Origin of the sequence: Mesorhizobium norvegicum, from assembly GCF_004919685.1 — a bacterium.
GTDB classification, from domain to species: Bacteria; Pseudomonadota; Alphaproteobacteria; order Rhizobiales; family Rhizobiaceae; genus Mesorhizobium; species Mesorhizobium norvegicum.
Window position 1 is genome coordinate 53,601 of the sequence record NZ_SMYZ01000043.1, and the last position, 18,528, is coordinate 72,128.

Here is an 18,528-nt window from a genome sequence, read left to right on the forward strand (position 1 = left end):
TCCAATTCATCCACGCCGGGAGCATCGGAATGGACCGAAGCTGGCTGGTGCCCCCGGACGGAATCGAACCGCCGACCTTCGGTTTACAAAACCGCTGCTCTACCAGCTGAGCTACAAGGGCACGGAGCTCCGGTTAGCATATTTGTTGCGCCAGTAAAGACAAAACTCCGTTTTTCCCGGCATGTCGTATGGGCTGCCGGGCAGGGGCATCCTGAAAAGCGCCAGATTGCTTCCTACATAGAAGGAAGGTGCAATCGCTTCGAGCAGGGGTGTCGCATGATCAGATTTGTCATCATTCTCCCGATCATCTTCGTGACCTGGATGCTGCTGGTGAAGATCATCAGCGATGTGAAGAAGGCCAATGTCGACTGGACCGGCGTCACCACCATCATCGGCTTCATCGCGCTCGCCTTCTGGCTTCGCCATGTCACGGGAATGGGGTGAGAGAGAGCGAATAGCGAGTAGGGAATAGGGAATAGGGAATAGGGAATAGGGAATAGGGAATAGGTTGCGAGGGATTCCTTGGTGTCCCTGCCTTCGCTACTCGCTACTCGCTACTCGCTACTCGCAACTCGCTATTCGCTATTCGCTTGCGCCAACGGCCGCTCCAAAAATCTCCTCGCCCTTTCGAACCTTTTCCCGCGCCGCGCCGACTGATGGTCAGAGGCGAATGGGTCGCCTCGATCAAGGATCCAGGAGATCATGTTCAAGCGCACTCTTACCTCAGGCCTCGTCGCCATTTTCGTCGCCACCGGCGCGCTCGCCGGCACTGTGGGCACGTCGTCGGCCCACGGCATGCACGGCCATCATCATCACCACCATCACAACAAGCACTTCAAGAAGTTCTGGTGGAAGCACAACCATCATCACCACAGGTATGGCAGGGTGATCATTTTCCTTTGATCGAGGGACCCATTCTTCCTAGAGGGCGGCTTCGGCCGCCCTTTTTCGTTCTGCACCTCGCGATGTAGGGCGGGCAAAGCTAGCGATCTCCCCCCTTGCGGGGGAGATGTCCGGCAGGACAGAGGGGGGTGTGAAGGATCACCAGCTTCTCCATGAACCTTCCCTATTTTGTCCGTGCGGTTGCCACGCCTTGATTGGTTGGTAAGCCGGCGGGCAGCACCCCCCTCTGCCCTACCGGGCATCTCCCCCGCAAGNNCCGCAAGGGGGGAGATCAGCCGCATCAACGTCCTCGCCAAGCTCTTGCAGGTCGCCGTCAGCACGACCTCGGCCCATACGATTTGGCCGACCCCAGAAAATCGAAAAAAGATTCGAACCTTTTTCCTGGCCGCAACGACTGATGATCAAGAGGCGGATGGATCGCCTCGGTCAACGAAGCAAGGAGATCATCATGTTCAAGAACACACTCGTTTCCGGCCTCATCGCCACCGCCGTCGCCGCCACCGCGCTGGTCGGCACCGTCCAGCCTTCGGCTGCTCACAGCCATCATCACCACGACCTCGGCATCGGCATTGCCGCCGGCGTCGGCGGCTTCGTCCTCGGCAGCCTGCTCGCTCAGCCGCGCACCGTCTATGTCGACGAAGACGGCGGCTCGTGGCACGTCCGCCGCTGCTACGATCGTTACGCCAGCTACGACGTGGACTCCGACACCTATGTCGGCCACGACGGCTACCGCCACTACTGCCGGCTCTGAGAGGAGGTGGCGTTTCAATCCCTGAAAAGAGGGGCGCCCCCGCCGCCCCTCTTTTCGCTGTTGGGGACGATCCCGCAACCGTTTGTTTTCTCGATTGTTGGCGTCAGTCGAATTCCAGGCGACCGGTCGTGTACAGGGATTTCCCGAGGGCTTAGTCTCGAGCGCACAACCACCTGATTTGGCCGCCGCAGGGGAGGGACGCTTGGACAAGCACGATCCGAAGGAAGAACTGATCGAGACCATTTTCCGCAACGGCACGATCACCGCCGTCGGCATCCTGCTTGCCTTCTCGCTCGGCTTCATCACGCACTGGGCGGCGAACCCGGTGCCGTGGCGGTTCTACGACCTGTTCGCCGTGGTGCCGATCCTGGTCGGCGTCGCGCTGCAGATGCGGGCGCTGTCGCTGCTGCTCGACATGAGTTCGTTGCGCCGTCCCGTCTACGACCGCGCCAGCCGCATCTTCATGGCCGGCCTCATCCTGACCGCGTGCGGCGTCGGGCTGGCGATCCTGCTCGATGTCTTCGAGATGTCGGCGAAGGGCACGCTGCCCGGGGCGTAGGGACCGTCAGATCTCCCTGACGCCACCGATCATCCTGGTCACCTCGGCCGCGGCATCGCGCACCAGCGGGCCGATCTCGGCCAGCCGCTCCGGCGTCACCCGCACGGTCGGCCCGGAGACCGACACGCCGCCGATCGGCTCGCCGAATTCGTTGAAGATGGCGGCCGCCACGCAGCGCATGCCGGGGTGCCGCTCCTCGTCATCGACCGACCAGCCACGTCGCTTGATCGTCGCCAGGTCGTGGGCAAGCGCCGAAATGTCTGAAAGCGTCCTGTCGGTGAAGCGCTGCAGCCCGGCCTTGCGCAGAATGACGCCGACGCGTTCGGGCTCGAGATGGGCCAGCACCGCCTTGCCGATGCCCGACGCATGGAAGGGGCTACGCGTGCCCGGCCGGAAGAAGGCGCGGATCGCCTGATGCGTCTCGACCTGGCTGACGAACACGACGCAATCATCCTCGGCGACACCGAGATTGGCGGTCTCGCCTGACCTCTCCATCAACTCCTGCATGACGACGCGGGCGCGGTCGACCAGTTTGCGGCGGCGCAGGAACGCCGCGCCCATGCGGTAGGTCTCGACGCCGATCGACCACAACTGGTCTGATGTGTCGAATTCGACCATGCCGTGGTTTTGCAGCGTCGTCAGCATGCGGTAGGCGGTGGAGGCGGCAAGCCCGCTCTGCGCTGATATCTCGCTCAGCGACAGGCCGCTGCCTTCCGCGACAATGGCCAGGATGCGCAGTGCCCGATCGAGCGACTGCACCGAACCGGCCTCCGAGGGCCCGTTGAAAGCGCGCGGCCGGCCGCGCTGGCGTTTTTCGGTGGTTTCCATGGCGCCATTCTCGACCGACTTCGCCAAACGCACAATGAAAAAGTTTTTCATTATGGCAGCGGGGTGAATTCCTGGAAAACGGAAAATCTAATTAAATCAGAGGTCTGACGCCATTCTCTAGAAATGAAAAAATATTCTGAAAAAATTGAAAAATAGGCGGCTTGCTGACATCCTCAGCCATCCAACAATGACAAACCCCGTGGAGGGCTGGAAAATGGCCAGGATGCGCGCTGTCGATGCCGCGGTTCTCGTTCTCGAAAAGGAAGGCATTTCCTGCGCTTTCGGCGTGCCGGGCGCGGCGATCAATCCGCTCTATTCGGCGCTGAAGGCGAGAGGGACGATCCGCCACGTGCTTGCCCGCCACGTCGAGGCCGCCTCGCACATGGCGGAAGGCTATACCCGCGCCAAGGCAGGCAATATCGGCCTGTGCATCGGCACCTCGGGTCCGGCCGGCACCGACATGATCACCGGGCTTTACTCGGCCGCGGCGGATTCCATTCCGATCCTGTGCATCACCGGCCAGGCACCGCGCGCGCGGCTCAACAAGGAGGATTTCCAGGCCGTCGACATCGCCGCCATTGCCGCGCCGGTCGCCAAATGGGCGGTCACCGTCATGGAGCCCTATCTGGTGCCGATGGCGCTGCAGAAGGCCTTTCATCTGATGCGCTCGTCACGTCCCGGACCGGTGCTGATCGACCTGCCGGTCGACGTGCAGCTGGCCGAGATCGAATTCGACATCGATGCCTATGAGCCGCTGGTGCCGTTCAAGCCGGCGATGACGCGCGCGCAGGCTGAAAAGGCGTTGACGATGCTCAACGCGGCGGAAAAGCCGCTGATCGTCGCCGGCGGCGGCATCATCAACGCCGATGCGTCGGATCTGCTCATCGAATTCGCCGAGATTTCAGGCGTGCCGGTCATCCCGACCTTGATGGGCTGGGGCGCGATCCCCGACGACCACCGGCTGATGGCCGGCATGTGCGGGCTGCAGACGTCGCACCGCTATGGCAATGCGACGATGCTGGAAGCCGACTTCGTCTTCGGCATCGGCAACCGCTGGGCCAACCGTCACACCGGCTCCGTCGATGTTTATACAAAGGGGAAAAAGTTCATCCATGTCGACATCGAGCCGACGCAGATCGGCCGTGTCTTCGCACCGGACCTCGGCGTCGTGTCGGATGCCGGTGCGGCACTGAAGGTGCTGCTCGACGTCGCCACCGAGTGGAAGACGACCGGCAAGCTGCGCGACTGGTCGGGCTGGGCGAAGGAATGCCAGGCCCGCAAGAAGACGATGAAGCGCAAGACGCATTTCGACCAGGTGCCGCTGAAGCCGCAGCGTGTCTATGAGGAGATGAACAAGGCGTTCGGCCGCGACGTCACCTATGTCACCACGATCGGCCTGTCGCAGATCGCCGGCGCGCAGTTCCTGCATGTCTACAAGCCGCGCAACTGGATCAATTGCGGCCAGGCCGGCCCGCTCGGCTGGACCTTGCCGGCAGCGCTTGGCGTGCGCGCCGCCGATCCCGAGCGCACCATCGTGGCGCTGTCTGGCGACTATGATTTTCAGTTCATGATCGAGGAACTGGCGGTCGGCGCGCAGCACAAATTGCCCTATCTGCATGTCGTCGTGAACAACGCCTATCTCGGGCTGATCCGCCAGGCGCAGCGCGGTTTTTCGATGGATTTCGAGGTCGACCTCGCCTTCGAGAACATCAACCGATCAGGCGATCCCGAGGCCGGCTACGGCGTCGACCACGTTGCCGTCGCCGAAGCCATGGGCTGCAAGGCGGTCAGGGTGCGCAAGCCGGAAGAGTTCGCCGGTGCCTTCAAGGAGGCGCAGCGGCTGATGAAAGAACATCAGGTGCCGGTCGTGCTCGAATTCATCCTCGAGCGCGTCACCAACATCTCGATGGGCACCGAGATCGACAAGATCACCGAATTCGAGGACCTTGCCGAACATCGGGAAGACGCGCCGACGGCGATCGTCATGCTCGACTAAGAAGGACAAGAAGATGCCGCGTTTTTCAGCCAATCTTTCGATGCTCTTTGGCGAGCATGAGTTTCTCGACCGTTTCGATGCCGCCGCTCGCGCCGGCTTCAAGGGCGTCGAATATATCGGCCCCTATGACCATGCGCCCGATGTCGTCGCTGCCCGGTTGAAGAAGAACGGCCTGACCCAGGTGCTGTTCAATCTGCCGGTCGGCGACTGGGGCAAGGGCGAGCGCGGCATTGCCGTGCTGCCGGACCGCGTGCCTGAATTCCGCCAGGGGATCGCCAAGGCGATCACCTACGCGCAGGCGCTCGGCTGCCAGCAGGTCAATTGCCTGGCCGGCATCGCGCCCGCCGGCGCCGACCGCAAGGTGCTGGAGGATGTCTTTGCCGAAAACCTGGCCTTCGCGGCGGAGAAGCTGGAGCAGGCGGGCATCAGGCTGCTGATCGAGCCGATCAACACACGCGATATCCCGGGCTTCTTCCTCAATTACTCGGATCAAGCGTTGGCGCTGATCGACCGTGTCGGCTCAAAAAACCTGTTCCTGCAATACGACATCTATCACATGCAGATCATGGAGGGGGATCTCGCCCGTACCATCGAGGCTAACCTTGGCCGCATTGCGCATATCCAGCTTGCGGACAATCCCGGCCGTCATGAGCCGGGGACGGGCGAGATCAACTATCCCTTCCTCTACGAGCACATCGACCGCATCGGCTATTCCGGCTGGGTCGGGGCTGAATACAAGCCGAAGGCGGGTACAGAGGCTGGGTTGGGGTGGTTCAGGGAATTGGCCGGGCAGGGGAGCGCGGCGGCGTAAATATTGGCGTATTAGCAACGGAACTCGCGTTCTGTCGCGCCCCCCTCTGGCCTGCCGGCCATCTCCCCCACAGGTGGGGAGATTGGATGTCACCACGGCCTTCGCCAATTTTCGACTGTAACAAAATTGAAAGCCAGCGCCGAAGCCGCCAATCTCCCCCCNNGGCAGGACAGAGGGGGGCGTGACAGAACGCGGCCTAACAAAAGACGGAGAACCACAATGGAAACCATCGGCTTCATCGGCCTCGGCATCATGGGCGCACCGATGGCAGGGCATCTGCTCGATGCCGGCTACAAGGTCATCGCCAGCGACCATCGCTCCAAGCCGCCGGCCGATCTCGTCGCCAAGGGCCTCAAAACCGTAACCGGCCATGCCGCCGTGGCCAAGACTGCCGACATCATCATCCTGATGGTACCGGACACACCGCAAGTGGCCGATGTGCTGTTCGGCGAGAATGGCGTCGCATCGGGATTGTCGAAGGGCAAGCTGGTCATCGATATGAGCTCGATCTCGCCGATCGAGACCAAGACCTTTGCCAGGAAGATCAACGATCTGGGCTGCGACTATCTCGACGCGCCGGTCTCGGGCGGCGAGGTCGGCGCCAAGGCGGCGTCGCTCACCATCATGGTCGGCGGCGAGGAAAAGCCGTTCGAACGTGCAAAACCCGTCTTCGAGAAGATGGGCAAGAACATCACCCTGGTGGGGCCGAATGGCGTTGGCCAGACCACCAAGGTGGCCAACCAGATCGTCGTCGCGCTGACCATTGAAGCCGTCGCCGAAGCGCTTGTTTTTGCGTCGAAAGCCGGCGCCGACCCGGCCAAGGTCAGGCAGGCGCTGATGGGCGGTCTGGCGGCTTCGCGCATTCTCGAAGTACATGGCGAGCGCATGGTCAAGCGCACCTTTGCGCCGGGCTTTCGCATCGAACTGCACCAGAAGGATTTGAACCTCGCGCTGGAGGGCGCGAAAGCGCTCGGCGTGTCGCTGCCCAACACGTCCATGACCCAGCAGCTGTTCAATTCCTGCGCGGCCAATGGCGGCGCCAAGGAAGATCATTCGGCGCTGGTCAGGGCGCTGGAGCGGATGGCCGCGCATGAGGTGGGGTAGGAGCGAATAGCGAATAGCGAGTAGCGAATAGGGATTGCAGCCCACGGATAGGCGGGACTCGACTTTCGCTACTCGCTACTCGCTACTCGCTACTCGCTACTCGCTACTCGCTACTCGCTATTCGCTATTCGCTATTCGCTACTCGCCAAGAACTTCCTAGCCACGTAAAGGCTGATCGCCGCGGCGTTCGATACGTTGAGCGAATGGATGGCGCCGGGCATGTCGAGGCGTGCCAGCGTCGTCACCGTCTCGCGTGTCTTCTGGCGCAGGCCCTTGCCTTCGGCGCCCAGCACCAAGGCGATCTTTTCTCCGGCAAAGCTCTTTTCGAGTTCCGCAGGCGCGTCCGAATCAAGTCCGATGGTGCGGAAGCCGGCCTCGTGCAACTGGCCGAGCGCGTCGGCGAGGTTCTTCACCTCGATCTGGTCGATATGCTCCAGCGCGCCGGAGGCGGATTTTGCCAGCACGCCCGATTCCTGCGGGCTGTGGCGGGCGGTGGTGATCAGCGCGCCGGCGCCGAAGGCGACCGCCGAGCGCAGGATGGCGCCGACATTGTGCGGATCGGTGACCTGGTCGAGCACCAGCACCAGCTTTGCATCGCCAAGCGCATCAAGCCGCTTGGCTTTCAGCGGCTCCGCCTCGATCAGCACGCCCTGATGCACGGCGTCCGACCCGGTGATCTTGTCGATGTCCCTGGGTTCGACCAGTTCCGTCTTGAAGGGCAGGGCGGCGAGATCGGCTATATCAAGGCGCTCGGCCGCATTGCGCGTCACCAGCATCTTTCTGATCTTGCGGCGCGGATTGTCGAGGGCGGCGCGCACCGTGTGCAGGCCGTACAGCCGCACCAGGCCGTCCGCGGCATTTTCGCCCGGCGGAACCGGCTGTCGCGGCCTGAACGCCGGCGCGCCGCCGCTTTTCTCGTCGCGATAGGCGCGGCGCAGCTTGGCGTAATGGGTGTCTTTGGGAGTGTTGGTTTTATCGCTCATGGCTGGCTTCTATAGCCGTGTCCTCCGGCCAAGGATATGGCCCGTCGCTGCAGCCGGCGAACAACATCGAAAAACCCTGGCTGCGCGGTTGACACCCAATGGGCTTGCCGCCATAAGGCGCTGCGCTGGTTTCGGAGAAGACACAACTCGGGTCCGGATTGGCGCGAATGCCTCGTTGCATGGCTCCGGCGGCAGACTGGAGAGGTGCCCGAGTGGTTAAAGGGGACGGACTGTAAATCCGTTAGCTTAGCTTACGTTGGTTCGAATCCAACCCTCTCCACCACTGCCGGCCCGGAAGCCCTGAAACGCGAAAAGAATCGGACCGAAAAGTGCATGGCGCTTTTCGGGTGAATCCGGTACTTCAGGAACGGCGCGGGTATAGCTCAGTGGTAGAGCAGCAGCCTTCCAAGCTGAATATGCGGGTTCGATTCCCGCTACCCGCTCCAGACACTCATCCCCAGCACCGGCAAGCCGAAACACTGCGCACAAGGCGCAGTGCTCCAATTGTAGTGTCCGCGACGCGCTAGCTGTTGAACGCTGACGCCACCTGGTGCTGCTGCGGCACCTGGCCGTTCGGCGTCAGCTTGTCGACGATGCCGGGCAAGGCAGCGGACAGTTGCTTGAGCAGTTCCTGCTCGTCCATTCCGGTCCGTTGCGCGATCTCGCGAATGATCTGCGGTCCGATTGCGGTGCCGAGATCATTGGCGTTGATCGACTGGTTCTGGCCGGTGCCGACCCAGGAGTCGGCGGCATTGCCGTGGCCGGCATTTCTGAGCTTGTCGAGCAGGCCGCCCAGTCCGCCGACCAGGCCGCCGTCGGCGGACGTGGTTTCCGTCGGAGCGGGGCCGGTCGGAGTAGGAGCAGGAGCGGGAGACTGCTCGGGCTGTTCGGCACTTCTGCCGCTCAGCATTTTTCCGACCAGCAGAGCACCGAGCGCGATCATCAGTGGTTTGGTGATGTTGCCGCCGGGAACGGCATTGTCAAAAAGTCCCATAGTGGATCCTCCATCTCAACCAAGCCCAGCCCATCTTCAACAATGGCGCATCCAGGCGGAATTTCAAGTTGGCTTGAGGTTTTGACAATCATATGAAAATGTCCGGCTGGCGGGGGATGGAGAGGAAAAAATGGGTATCATCAGCTGGATCATTCTCGGCGTGGTCGCCGGCTTCATCGGCAGCAAGATCGTCAACAAGACCGGCCAGGGCATGATCATGGATATCGTGCTCGGCATCGTTGGCGCCATTGTCGGCGGCCTGATCTTCAGCGCCTTCGGCGCGTCAGGTGTCACCGGCCTCAACATTTACAGCCTGATCGTCGCTGTGGTTGGCGCGGTGGTCGTCCTGTGGGCCTACCATCAGTTCAGCGCAAAGCGGACGCTTTAGGCGCCAGCCGGATCGTCTGAAGTTTCGAACTATTGCTGCTGGGAGGCGAGGAGAACGGCTCAGGGCCGGCATACCCAGCAGCGGCTCGCCTATGGCATCAACACCGCGTCGGCGGCGGCGAAAAAGATCAGCGTGCCCGCGATGAACGCCGCCCAGCCGACAAGCGACTTGCGGATGGCGGCCTTGTGCTCGGCGTTGGAGTTCTTGTTCTGGTCAAAATCCGTCATGGGGAGCTCCCTTGGCTGATTGATCATGCCGTCGTCGATTGGACGAGTCTTCGCCGATTAGACGATCTTTTTCGGCTCGGCAACAGCTCGTGCGCGAGCGCCTGCTTGCTGAGGCTACGCGACGACGGCCAGCCGGCGCTCGCGCTGATCCAGCGACACGATGGTCAGCCCGCTGCCGACAACCAGCAGGATGCCGCAGACCGCCAGCGCGTTGGGGAATTGCCCGAACACCAGCAGGCCTGAAATGACCGCCCAGACGGTGAAGCTATAGTAGAACGGTGCCACGGCGCTGGTCGGCCCGACGCGATAGGCCATGAAGATGAAGAAGTGGCCGAAGATCAGGAAAAATCCTGCGCCGGCCATCAGCAGCAGGTGGTGCGTCCCGGGCATGACCCAGCGCTCGGAAACCAGATGCGCGGCACCGGCGCCGATCAGCACCACCACGACGGCGGAAATCGCCACGATCATCCCCGGCACCTCGGCCGCGACCCGCCTGCCGGCAAGGTCGCGCGCCGCCGCAAGTGCGGCGTTGCCGAGCGCCAGCAGCGCGTAGACCGAAATGCCTTGCATGGTCGGTTGCGCCACCATCAGGGCGCCGATGAAGCCGAGCCCGATCAGCGCCATGCGCTGGCCGCCGATCCGTTCGCCAAACAGGATCGAGGAGCCGACCAGCATCAAGAGCGGCGTGATCTGTCCGAGCGCGGTGGAATCCGCGATCTGCATGTTGGCGAGTGCGACGACATAACAAAGGATCGCCGCCATCTCGAGCAGGTTCCTGTGCAACACGCGCTTGTCGAAGATCAGCGGGATCTGCTTGCCGTAGCCCAGCGCGAACAACAGCGGGAAGCCCCAGAGCGCTGCCGCCACGCCGCGCAGAAACAGCACTTCATAGGACGGCAGGCCCGCCGTCGCGAGCTTCATCATCGTGTCGTTGACGAGATACGACCCCGTCGAGACGATCATGAACAGCGGTCCGCGGATGGAGGCAGGGATCAAATGCATTCGGTCACAACATCAGACCCTGGTTGCGACCGCAATGGGCCATGGCCTGGCCTTGAATCAGACAGGGCGGGCAAGCCAGCCAGCGCTATCGCGGCTTCGATGCATCGGTCTGTCACCCATTTCATTTCGGCTTCAGCGTTCCTATATCAGCGCCACATCCCCGCAATCGGATCGATGGTTCGGACTGAGTGAGACGGCACCCAGCCAAAAGACGCTTGTGTTTTTTGGCCTTTGTCGCTAATCGCCCCGCATTCGACTGAACTGAAGGTCCAGGCCGTCCAAGGAAAGAGACTATGGCAAAAGGTAAATTCGAGCGTAACAAGCCTCACGTGAACATCGGCACGATTGGCCACGTCGACCATGGCAAGACGTCGCTGACGGCGGCGATCACCAAGTATTTTGGCGAATACAAGCGCTACGACCAGATCGACGCTGCCCCTGAAGAGAAGGCGCGCGGCATCACGATCTCGACGGCGCATGTCGAATACGAGACGGCCAACCGCCACTACGCTCACGTCGACTGCCCCGGCCACGCCGACTATGTGAAGAACATGATCACCGGTGCCGCGCAGATGGACGGCGCGATCCTGGTCGTGTCGGCCGCCGACGGCCCGATGCCGCAGACCCGCGAGCACATCCTGCTCGCCCGTCAGGTCGGCGTGCCGTCGATCGTCGTGTTTCTCAACAAGGTCGACCAGGTCGACGACGCCGAGCTGCTCGAACTGGTCGAGCTCGAGGTTCGCGAGCTTCTGACCAAGAACGAGTTCCCCGGCGACGACATTCCGATCGTCAAGGGTTCGGCTCTGGCTGCTCTTGAAGACAGCGACAAGAAGATCGGTGAGGACGCGATCCGCGAGCTGATGGCTGCGGTCGATGCCTACATCCCGACCCCGGTTCGTCCGCTCGACAAGCCGTTCCTGATGCCGATCGAAGACGTGTTCTCGATCTCGGGCCGCGGCACGGTCGTGACCGGCCGCGTCGAGCGTGGCATTGTCAAGGTCGGCGAGGAACTCGAGATCATCGGCATCCGTCCGACGACCAAGACGACCTGCACCGGCGTCGAGATGTTCCGCAAGCTGCTCGATCAGGGCCAGGCTGGCGACAACATCGGCGCGCTGCTGCGCGGCGTTGATCGTGAAGGTGTCGAGCGCGGCCAGGTTCTGGCCAAGCCCGGTACGGTGAAGCCGCACAAGAAGTTCGTGGCCGAAGCCTACATCCTGACCAAGGACGAAGGTGGCCGTCACACGCCGTTCTTCACCAACTACCGTCCGCAGTTCTACTTCCGCACGACCGACGTGACCGGCATCGTGTCGCTGCCGGAAGGCACCGAGATGGTGATGCCGGGCGACAACATCACGGTCGATGTCGAGCTGATCGTGCCGATCGCCATGGAAGAGAAGCTGCGCTTCGCTATCCGTGAAGGCGGCCGCACCGTCGGTGCCGGCATCGTCGTCACCATCAAGGAATAATCGAACCCGGCTTGTGCCGGATCGGTTCGAAACGGAAAGGGCGGTCCTTGGGGCCGCCCTTTCCTTTTGCCCCCAGAGATCGGTGCGCCGCGTTGTCGCCCGGACCCTGTTGCAAGCCTTTGGACCTCGTCTAGTATAGGTTGCATCAAGGGGCTTTTTCCAAATGGTTCCAGGGCGCCTTTTCCATCGTCGGGCATTGTGGTCGCTGCGGCTGATCTGCCTCTTGGCGTTGCTTGTCACGGGGCGTGCCTTTGCGGCGGATACGGCCCCGGATCTCGGTCCGACGATGCAGTTTGGTATTGTCCGCAGCAATGCACCGGGGTGCGAGCCGATCTGCCCGGAGTGGATCTCGGCAGAAGGCTCGATAGAAGCCGGAACGCCGGCTCTGTTCAAACGCATGCTGAAGACGCTTGGCGGGCGAAAGCTGCCGATCGTCGTCAATTCTCCCGGCGGCAATGTCGAGGCGGCGCTGGCGCTTGGCCGGCTGATCCGCAAGAACAAGCTCGATATCGCCATTGGCAAGACGGTGTTCTCCGGTTGCCAGCCCGACGCGAAGGGTTGCCAGGACCGTGACAAGAATGGCGCCCGCTACTTAGGCGATGTCATTGACTATGGCGCCATGTGCAATTCCGCCTGTCCGTTGATGTTTGCCGGCGGCGTCCGGCGTGTCGCAGGCGAATGGGCCTATCTCGGCGTCCATCAGATCACCACGACCTACATCCGCACGAAATTGCAATACCGGACCACCTACCGCATCGTGGGGGGCAAGAAGAAGGTTCTCAACACAAAGATCGTCAGCCGGAAGAATGCCGGCAGCTACAAGACCTACGAGATGAGCAAGTCGGTGGAGAAAAAGCTGGCCGCCTATCTGAACGAGATGGGCATCGAACCGAGCGTGCTCGAAACGATGAAGGGCACCCCGGCCAGCGACATCCACCAGATCGCCCTCGACGACATGCTGGCGATGAAGTTGGTCACCAGTGCGGACGCTGTAGACCTGTTGACCGCCGCAAGCCTGTGCAGGCCGGACCGGTTGGCCGCGAATTGCCTCGAAATACCGGGGAACAAGCCAGCCGATGGCCTGACGACCGCAGCCAGGCCCACCCCGCTACCGGTGGAGCCCGAGGGCGTGCAGCGCGATGAAGACATGCGCTTTATCGTGGCTCGCGGCAGCAACCCGCTCTGCAATCCCGACTGCCCGGAATGGATTTCGGCGGAAGGCGCGATCACACCTCGGACCCCGCAGAAGCTGCGCCAATTGCTCGCCACGCTCGGCAACCGGCAACTGCCTGTCGTGATCAGCTCAACGGGAGGCGACCTGTTCAGCGCTCTGGCGGCGGGACGGCTTATCCATGAAAAGAAGCTCGACGTCGCCGTTGGCCGCACCGATTTCGTCGGCTGTGACCCGGGAGAGTGGAGTTGCCTGGCCAAAGAGGGCGCCTATGCCGGGCTGAGCACCGATGCGGGCGTGGAGTGCGATTCGGCCTGCGCGCTCATGCTTGCCGGTGGCGTCAGGCGGCTTGTCGGTCCCCGGGCGCAGCTTAGCCTGTATCCGATGGGGCAAAAGCAGATGGTCAAGGCCTATCTCGAGGAGATGGCGATCGATCCCGCGCTGTTCGCAGCCATCGAACGGCGCTCGGTCGAGCGCCTGCTTGAACCCGACATGATGCTGAAGGTCGGGCTGACGACGGGCCCGCAATCGGTCGACGTGCTGACCGGCGCCACCATCTGCGAGGCGGTGCCGAAACCGCAGAATTGCCGGATCCGGCCTTCCGCCAATGCCGAGGCTGACGCGCCCGCCAAATTGTAAAGCGCGGCGACGTCGGAAACTGGCCATTGAGGCAGGTTGAGACACTCTCGATTTTTCCGCTATCGTCGCTGCTGGCGGCGCCGGGGCTGGCGGAGGATCGAGAATGAACCAGGATATCCCGACACTCTACGAATGGGCCGGCGGCAGCGAGGCCTTGAACCGGCTGACCCAGACTTTCTATGACAAGGTGGCGCAGGACCCGATCGTCGGGCCGGTGTTCAAGACCATGTCGCCGGATCATCCCGCCCATGTCGCGGCCTTCATCGGCGAGGTTTTCGGCGGACCAAAAACCTACAGCGAGCAATTTGGCGGCCACCGCGAGATGGTCATGCACCATCTGGGCAAGCATCTGACGGAGGAGCAGCGCCGCCGCTGGATCAACCTCCTGGCCGATGCCGCCGACGCGGTCGGGATGCCCGACGATCCGGAATTCCGTTCGGCCTTCATGGGCTATGTCGAATGGGGATCGCGGCTGGCCAAGATGAACTCCAATCTCGGCGAGACCTGCGATCCCGAGACGGAGCCGATGCCCGCCTGGGGCTGGGGCGTGCCGGGTGGCCCCTATCGGCCACCGGGCACAAACTAGCGCCCAGTCGCCACGGGAGGTGTTGGGCTGGTGCCGGAAGATATGAAGATCGTGCGCTGGCGGGAGTGGGACGGACCCGGCGTCGAACATTTGGTGCTGCAGGAGCGCGCAGGGGAGGTCTCGGCCGACTCCGTCGTCATCTGTTCCGGGCAAACGCCTTTTGCCGTCCGTTACCGCATCGCTTGCGATGTCGGCTGGCATGCCAGGCGTGTCGTTGTCGATATGATCGGTAGCGGCCGCACGCTTGTTCTTGCCGCCGATGGCGATGGTCGTTGGACCAGGGACGGCCTGCCGATGCCGGAGCTCGACGGCATTTTCGATCCCGACCTGACCGTCACGCCGTTCACCAACACGCTGCCGATCCGGCGATTGCGGCTTTCCGCAGGGCAGAGTGCCGAGATAACCACTGCCTTCATCGACTTCCCCGCCCTCACCGTCGTCGCCAACCCGCAGCGCTACACATGCCTCGAAGAGGGCAGGCGATATCTCTATGAATCGCGCGTGAGCGACTTCAGGCGGGAACTTGAGATCGACCGCGACGGGCTGGTTGTCAGCTATCCCGATTTCTGGCGCAGGGGTTAAGGCGCGTTTGCTTGCAAACCGCTCTTTACAGAGCGTGCGGAAGCTTTTAGGAAGCGCCTGCTGCGCCGACATGCGCACGATACGGGCATAGCTCAGTTGGTAGAGCGGCGGTCTCCAAAACCGCAGGTCGTAGGTTCGAGCCCTGCTGCCCGTGCCATTTCTTGGAATGGCACTCGACGTGATATTTCGCCATTTCTCGAAATGGCCATCAAAACGATATTTCTACGGTCTGCCGATTGAAAATCGGCGACCCGCTTGCCATATTAGCGCTCTTGGGGCATAAGAGCGCCATAGCCGGGACGGAACGACTGGATGGTTCCGAGGCGGCGTTTGGTCATAAAGCGGAGACTTGCCACTTGCGTGGATCAAGAATCGGTTTTATGTAGACGAAACAGACACGCGACGCGTGGAGCTGGGAAGCCGGCTTTACGCGTCTGATTTGCATGGGCGAAATGATTGCGCTGATTCGGCGCGAGATTGGGCTCAGGCGGCACGTCCCGGCCAGCGGGATCATCCAGGAGACCCGGCCAACGGGTCTTGAAGACAGAGCGGCATATGGCTTCGAAAACCACAAATCCTTTCGTCTTTCTCCAGCAGGTCCGCGCGGAGACCGCCAAGGTGACTTGGCCGTCGCGGCGCGAAACGATGATCTCGACGGTGATGGTCCTGGCCTTCGCAGTGATCGCGATGATCTTTTTCTTCACCGCTGATCAGCTCATGGGCCTCGCGGTCGAACAGATTCTGGGCATCGGACGCTAAGTCCGGCGATTACGGAGAAGTCTTGAAATGACCGCGCGCTGGTACATCGTCCACGCCTATTCGAACTTTGAAAAGAAGGTCGCCGAGGATATCGAGAACAAGGCCAAGCAGAAGGGCCTGTCCGCCGATATCCATCAGATCGTGGTGCCGACCGAGAAGGTCGTCGAAGTTCGTCGCGGCCGCAAGGTCGATGCCGAGCGCAAGTTCTTCCCGGGCTATGTGCTCCTGAAGGCCAACCTGACCGATGCTGTGTTCTCGCTGGTCAAGAACACGCCGAAGGTCACCGGCTTCCTGGGTGACTCCAAGCCGGTGCCGATCACCGAGGCGGAAGCGCAGCGCATCCTGAACCAGGTGCAGGAAGGCGTCGAGCGGCCCAAGCCCTCGGTCACGTTCGAGATCGGCGAAGCGATCCGCGTTTCGGATGGTCCCTTCGCGTCGTTCAACGGTTTCGTCCAGGAAGTGGACGAGGAGCGGGCGCGGCTCAAGGTGGAAGTTTCGATCTTCGGGCGCGCCGTGCCTGTCGATCTGGAATTCGGACAGGTCGAAAAAGGCTGATCCGAAATCCCGCCGCCAAGTGCGGTAGGGAAGAGCGGCGCGGAGATCGCGCTGCTCTTGAGAACGGTGGGAGACGAGTGCGGCTTTAGCCGGCCGCATGGATCGCACCACCAGACTGCAACCGCCGGGTTTCCCAAGACAGTGGGGGCCGGCATAGACAAAGGCAGGAAAAGAGATGGCTAAGAAAATTGCAGGCCAGCTCAAGCTCCAGGTGAAAGCGGGATCGGCTACGCCGTCTCCCCCGATCGGCCCGGCGCTTGGTCAGCGTGGCATCAACATCATGGAATTCTGCAAGGCGTTCAACGCGCAGACCCAGGAAATGGAAAAGGGATCGCCGGTTCCGGTCGTCATCACCTACTATCAGGACAAGTCCTTCACCTTCGTCATGAAGACGGCGCCGGTGAGCTACTTCCTGAAGAAGGCGGCTAACCTGACGTCTGGTTCCAAGGAGCCGGGCAAGGTCAAGGCCGGTACGGTTTCGCGTGAGAAGGTCCGCGAGATCGCCACCGCGAAGATGAAGGATCTGAACGCAAACGACGTCGAAGCGGCCATGCGCATGGTCGAGGGCTCCGCCCGCTCGATGGGTCTGGAAGTGGTGGGCTAAGATCATGGCAAAGATTGCAAAGCGTGTATCGAAGACCCGCGAAGGCATTGATCCCAACAAGGCTTATGCCCTGGGTGATGCGCTGAAGCTGCTCAAGGACCGTTCCTCGGTCAAGTTCGACGAGACCATCGAAGTCGCCATGAACCTCGGCGTCGACCCGCGCCATGCCGACCAGATGGTCCGCGGCGTGGTCAATCTGCCGAACGGCACCGGCCGCTCGGTGCGCGTCGCTGTGTTCGCACGCGGCGACAAGGCTGACGAAGCGCGCGCCGCCGGCGCCGACATCGTTGGTGCCGAGGATCTGGTCGATATCGTCCAGAAGGGCACGATCGATTTCGATCGCTGCATCGCCACGCCGGACATGATGCCGCTGGTCGGCCGTCTGGGCAAGGTGCTCGGCCCGCGCGGCATGATGCCGAACCCGAAGGTCGGCACCGTCACCACCGACGTTGCCGCCGCGGTCAAGGCATCGAAGGGCGGCGCCGTCGAGTTCCGCGTCGAGAAGGCCGGCATCGTTCATGCCGGCGTCGGCAAGGTCTCGTTCGAGGTCAAGGCTCTGGAAGAGAACATCCGCGCCTTCGCCGATGCCGTGACCAAGGCAAAGCCGGCTGGCGCCAAGGGCAACTACGTCAAGAAGGTGTCGGTCACCTCGACGATGGGTCCGGGCCTCAAGCTCGACGTCGCGACGCTCACAGCGTCCTGATACGAACATTTGGATCGGCCGCTAAAGGGCTGATCCGCAAGTGAATTCCGGGCCTCCGACTTGTCGGCGGCCCGGTACCGGAAGCCGAGAGGTTTCCGGACATCCTGTCCGAGATTGCAGGCGGCCCAGAAGCCTTAATTCGATTTGGGCCTGCATGAGACGGGTGAAGACCGGACAACGGAGCGATTGCTCCAATGAAAGGTTCGAACCGTGTTTGCCTTTTGTCTGCGCATCGCCGGCTTTGCCGTCGATGTGGCGAAAGGGGGCAGGATCCTCGAGCGTCGTTCGGGAGATCCGTTACTGGATGGCCCGGCCGACAAAGGCAACCCGACGCCTGTCCCCGTTAATGGGGCAGGGGTCAACTGGAGATAGGCAGTGGACAGAGCGGAAAAACGCGAACTCGTCACGGGCCTGAACGGTGCGTTCTCGAACGCAGGTTCAGTGGTCGTGGCCCACTACGCCGGTATCACCGTCGCGCAAATGAACGACCTTCGGTCGAAAATGCGCGCCGCCGGTGGCACCGTCAAAGTCGCGAAGAACCGTCTCGCCAAAATCGCTCTTCAGGGCACGGACTCCGCATCGATCATCGAGCTGTTCAAGGGACAGACGCTGATTGCTTATTCGGAGGATCCGATTGCGGCGCCGAAGGTCGCGTCCGATTTCGCCAAGGGAAATGACAAGCTCGTCATTCTCGGCGGCGCAATGGGCACGACCTCGCTCAATGCCGACGGTGTGAAGGCACTCGCCACACTCCCGTCGCTCGATGAGCTGCGCGCCAGGCTGGTTGGCATGATCGCCACGCCGGCAACCCGGATCGCCCAGATCGTCAATGCGCCAGCGGCCTCGGTCGCGCGCGTCATCGGCGCTTACGCCCGGAAGGACGAGGCGGCATGAGGCCGTTCCTCGCTATCACA

Annotated in this window: 22 protein-coding genes and 4 tRNA genes; 20 read left to right on the forward strand and 6 right to left on the reverse strand. The window is 62.1% G+C overall.

Annotated elements, in window-relative coordinates; genetic code table 11:
• Positions 1-45: 45 nt before the first annotated feature.
• Positions 46-121: transfer RNA gene (locus FCU66_RS18390), tRNA-Thr, on the reverse strand.
• A 155-nt stretch (positions 122-276) separates the two neighbouring features.
• Here FCU66_RS18390 and FCU66_RS18395 point away from each other — a divergent pair.
• From FCU66_RS18395 to FCU66_RS18410, 4 genes are all read left to right on the forward strand, one after another.
• Positions 277-444, forward strand: a complete 168-nt coding sequence (locus FCU66_RS18395; RefSeq protein ID WP_136621279.1) for a hypothetical protein — start codon at positions 277-279, stop codon at positions 442-444.
• A gap of 258 nt (positions 445-702) precedes the next feature.
• Complete coding sequence (locus tag FCU66_RS18400; RefSeq protein WP_136621280.1) at positions 703-903, forward strand: hypothetical protein; 201 nt, start codon at positions 703-705, stop codon at positions 901-903.
• A 448-nt stretch (positions 904-1,351) separates the two neighbouring features.
• Complete coding sequence (locus tag FCU66_RS18405; protein WP_136621281.1) at positions 1,352-1,654, forward strand: BA14K family protein; 303 nt, start codon at positions 1,352-1,354, stop codon at positions 1,652-1,654.
• A gap of 202 nt (positions 1,655-1,856) precedes the next feature.
• Entirely contained in the window at positions 1,857-2,213 is a 357-nt protein-coding gene (locus FCU66_RS18410; RefSeq protein WP_136621282.1) for a hypothetical protein, read from the forward strand.
• Between the two features lie 6 nt (positions 2,214-2,219).
• Here FCU66_RS18410 and bhcR read toward each other — a convergent pair whose 3' ends face one another.
• Positions 2,220-3,041, reverse strand: coding sequence for an HTH-type transcriptional regulator BhcR (gene bhcR / locus FCU66_RS18415; protein ID WP_136621283.1), 822 nt, complete (start codon positions 3,039-3,041; stop codon positions 2,220-2,222).
• Between the two features lie 214 nt (positions 3,042-3,255).
• Here bhcR and gcl point away from each other — a divergent pair, with 214 nt between their 5' ends.
• The 3 genes from gcl (at position 3,256) to FCU66_RS18430 (ending at position 6,952) form a co-directional block, all read left to right on the forward strand.
• Positions 3,256-5,037, forward strand: a complete 1,782-nt coding sequence (gcl, locus tag FCU66_RS18420) for a glyoxylate carboligase (protein WP_136621284.1) — start codon at positions 3,256-3,258, stop codon at positions 5,035-5,037.
• A 13-nt stretch (positions 5,038-5,050) separates the two neighbouring features.
• Positions 5,051-5,848, forward strand: coding sequence for a 2-oxo-tetronate isomerase (otnI, locus tag FCU66_RS18425; RefSeq protein ID WP_136621285.1), 798 nt, complete (start codon positions 5,051-5,053; stop codon positions 5,846-5,848).
• Between the two features lie 219 nt (positions 5,849-6,067).
• Positions 6,068-6,952: a 2-hydroxy-3-oxopropionate reductase gene (locus FCU66_RS18430; RefSeq protein ID WP_136621286.1), complete on the forward strand. Its 885-nt coding sequence runs from the start codon at positions 6,068-6,070 to the stop codon at positions 6,950-6,952.
• 131 nt (positions 6,953-7,083) lie between these two features.
• Here the strand turns inward: FCU66_RS18430 and rlmB are convergent, their stop codons facing one another.
• Positions 7,084-7,935, reverse strand: coding sequence for a 23S rRNA (guanosine(2251)-2'-O)-methyltransferase RlmB (gene rlmB / locus FCU66_RS18435; protein WP_136625430.1), 852 nt, complete (start codon positions 7,933-7,935; stop codon positions 7,084-7,086).
• Positions 7,936-8,133: 198 nt separating this feature from the next.
• Between rlmB and FCU66_RS18440 the strand changes: the two genes are divergently transcribed.
• Both FCU66_RS18440 and FCU66_RS18445 read left to right on the forward strand, forming a co-directional pair.
• A tRNA-Tyr gene (locus FCU66_RS18440) sits at positions 8,134-8,218 on the forward strand.
• An 89-nt stretch (positions 8,219-8,307) separates the two neighbouring features.
• Positions 8,308-8,381, forward strand: a tRNA-Gly gene (locus FCU66_RS18445).
• A 77-nt stretch (positions 8,382-8,458) separates the two neighbouring features.
• Here FCU66_RS18445 and FCU66_RS18450 read toward each other — a convergent pair.
• Positions 8,459-8,929 carry a YidB family protein gene (locus tag FCU66_RS18450; RefSeq protein WP_136622431.1) on the reverse strand — a complete coding sequence of 157 codons (471 nt, stop codon included), beginning with the start codon at positions 8,927-8,929 and terminating at the stop codon, positions 8,459-8,461.
• A gap of 130 nt (positions 8,930-9,059) precedes the next feature.
• Between FCU66_RS18450 and FCU66_RS18455 the strand changes: the two genes are divergently transcribed.
• Positions 9,060-9,317: a GlsB/YeaQ/YmgE family stress response membrane protein gene (locus FCU66_RS18455; protein WP_109671668.1), complete on the forward strand. Its 258-nt coding sequence runs from the start codon at positions 9,060-9,062 to the stop codon at positions 9,315-9,317.
• 89 nt (positions 9,318-9,406) lie between these two features.
• Here FCU66_RS18455 and FCU66_RS41185 read toward each other — a convergent pair whose 3' ends face one another.
• Together FCU66_RS41185 and FCU66_RS18460 are read right to left on the reverse strand one after the other, a co-directional pair.
• Positions 9,407-9,544 carry a hypothetical protein gene (locus FCU66_RS41185; RefSeq protein ID WP_168992208.1) on the reverse strand — a complete coding sequence of 46 codons (138 nt, stop codon included), beginning with the start codon at positions 9,542-9,544 and terminating at the stop codon, positions 9,407-9,409.
• 114 nt (positions 9,545-9,658) lie between these two features.
• Complete coding sequence (locus FCU66_RS18460) at positions 9,659-10,546, reverse strand: DMT family transporter (protein ID WP_136622432.1); 888 nt, start codon at positions 10,544-10,546, stop codon at positions 9,659-9,661.
• A gap of 293 nt (positions 10,547-10,839) precedes the next feature.
• On the opposite strand from FCU66_RS18460, the gene tuf reads away from it, so the two are divergent.
• The 10 genes from tuf (at position 10,840) to rplJ (ending at position 18,508) form a co-directional block, all read left to right on the forward strand.
• Positions 10,840-12,015 (forward strand): elongation factor Tu, encoded by a 1,176-nt coding sequence (gene tuf / locus FCU66_RS18465; protein WP_126069210.1) that lies wholly within the window; start codon positions 10,840-10,842, stop codon positions 12,013-12,015.
• A 163-nt stretch (positions 12,016-12,178) separates the two neighbouring features.
• On the forward strand, positions 12,179-13,825 hold the full coding sequence (locus FCU66_RS18470) for a COG3904 family protein (protein ID WP_136622433.1): 1,647 nt from the start codon (positions 12,179-12,181) through the stop codon (positions 13,823-13,825).
• Between the two features lie 103 nt (positions 13,826-13,928).
• Positions 13,929-14,411, forward strand: coding sequence for a group II truncated hemoglobin (locus FCU66_RS18475; protein ID WP_136622434.1), 483 nt, complete (start codon positions 13,929-13,931; stop codon positions 14,409-14,411).
• A gap of 30 nt (positions 14,412-14,441) precedes the next feature.
• Complete coding sequence (locus FCU66_RS18480) at positions 14,442-14,993, forward strand: putative glycolipid-binding domain-containing protein (RefSeq protein WP_136622435.1); 552 nt, start codon at positions 14,442-14,444, stop codon at positions 14,991-14,993.
• Positions 14,994-15,074: 81 nt separating this feature from the next.
• A tRNA-Trp gene (locus FCU66_RS18485) sits at positions 15,075-15,150 on the forward strand.
• A gap of 398 nt (positions 15,151-15,548) precedes the next feature.
• Positions 15,549-15,752 carry a preprotein translocase subunit SecE gene (secE, locus tag FCU66_RS18490; RefSeq protein WP_013531408.1) on the forward strand — a complete coding sequence of 68 codons (204 nt, stop codon included), beginning with the start codon at positions 15,549-15,551 and terminating at the stop codon, positions 15,750-15,752.
• Between the two features lie 27 nt (positions 15,753-15,779).
• Positions 15,780-16,307, forward strand: coding sequence for a transcription termination/antitermination protein NusG (nusG, locus tag FCU66_RS18495; protein WP_013531409.1), 528 nt, complete (start codon positions 15,780-15,782; stop codon positions 16,305-16,307).
• A 175-nt stretch (positions 16,308-16,482) separates the two neighbouring features.
• A complete protein-coding gene (gene rplK / locus FCU66_RS18500) occupies positions 16,483-16,911 on the forward strand; it encodes a 50S ribosomal protein L11 (RefSeq protein ID WP_056590915.1) in 429 nt (142 codons plus the stop codon).
• A gap of 4 nt (positions 16,912-16,915) precedes the next feature.
• Positions 16,916-17,614 (forward strand): 50S ribosomal protein L1, encoded by a 699-nt coding sequence (gene rplA / locus FCU66_RS18505; RefSeq protein ID WP_109672641.1) that lies wholly within the window; start codon positions 16,916-16,918, stop codon positions 17,612-17,614.
• Between the two features lie 375 nt (positions 17,615-17,989).
• Entirely contained in the window at positions 17,990-18,508 is a 519-nt protein-coding gene (gene rplJ, locus FCU66_RS18510; RefSeq protein ID WP_013531412.1) for a 50S ribosomal protein L10, read from the forward strand.
• Positions 18,509-18,528 lie beyond the last annotated feature (20 nt).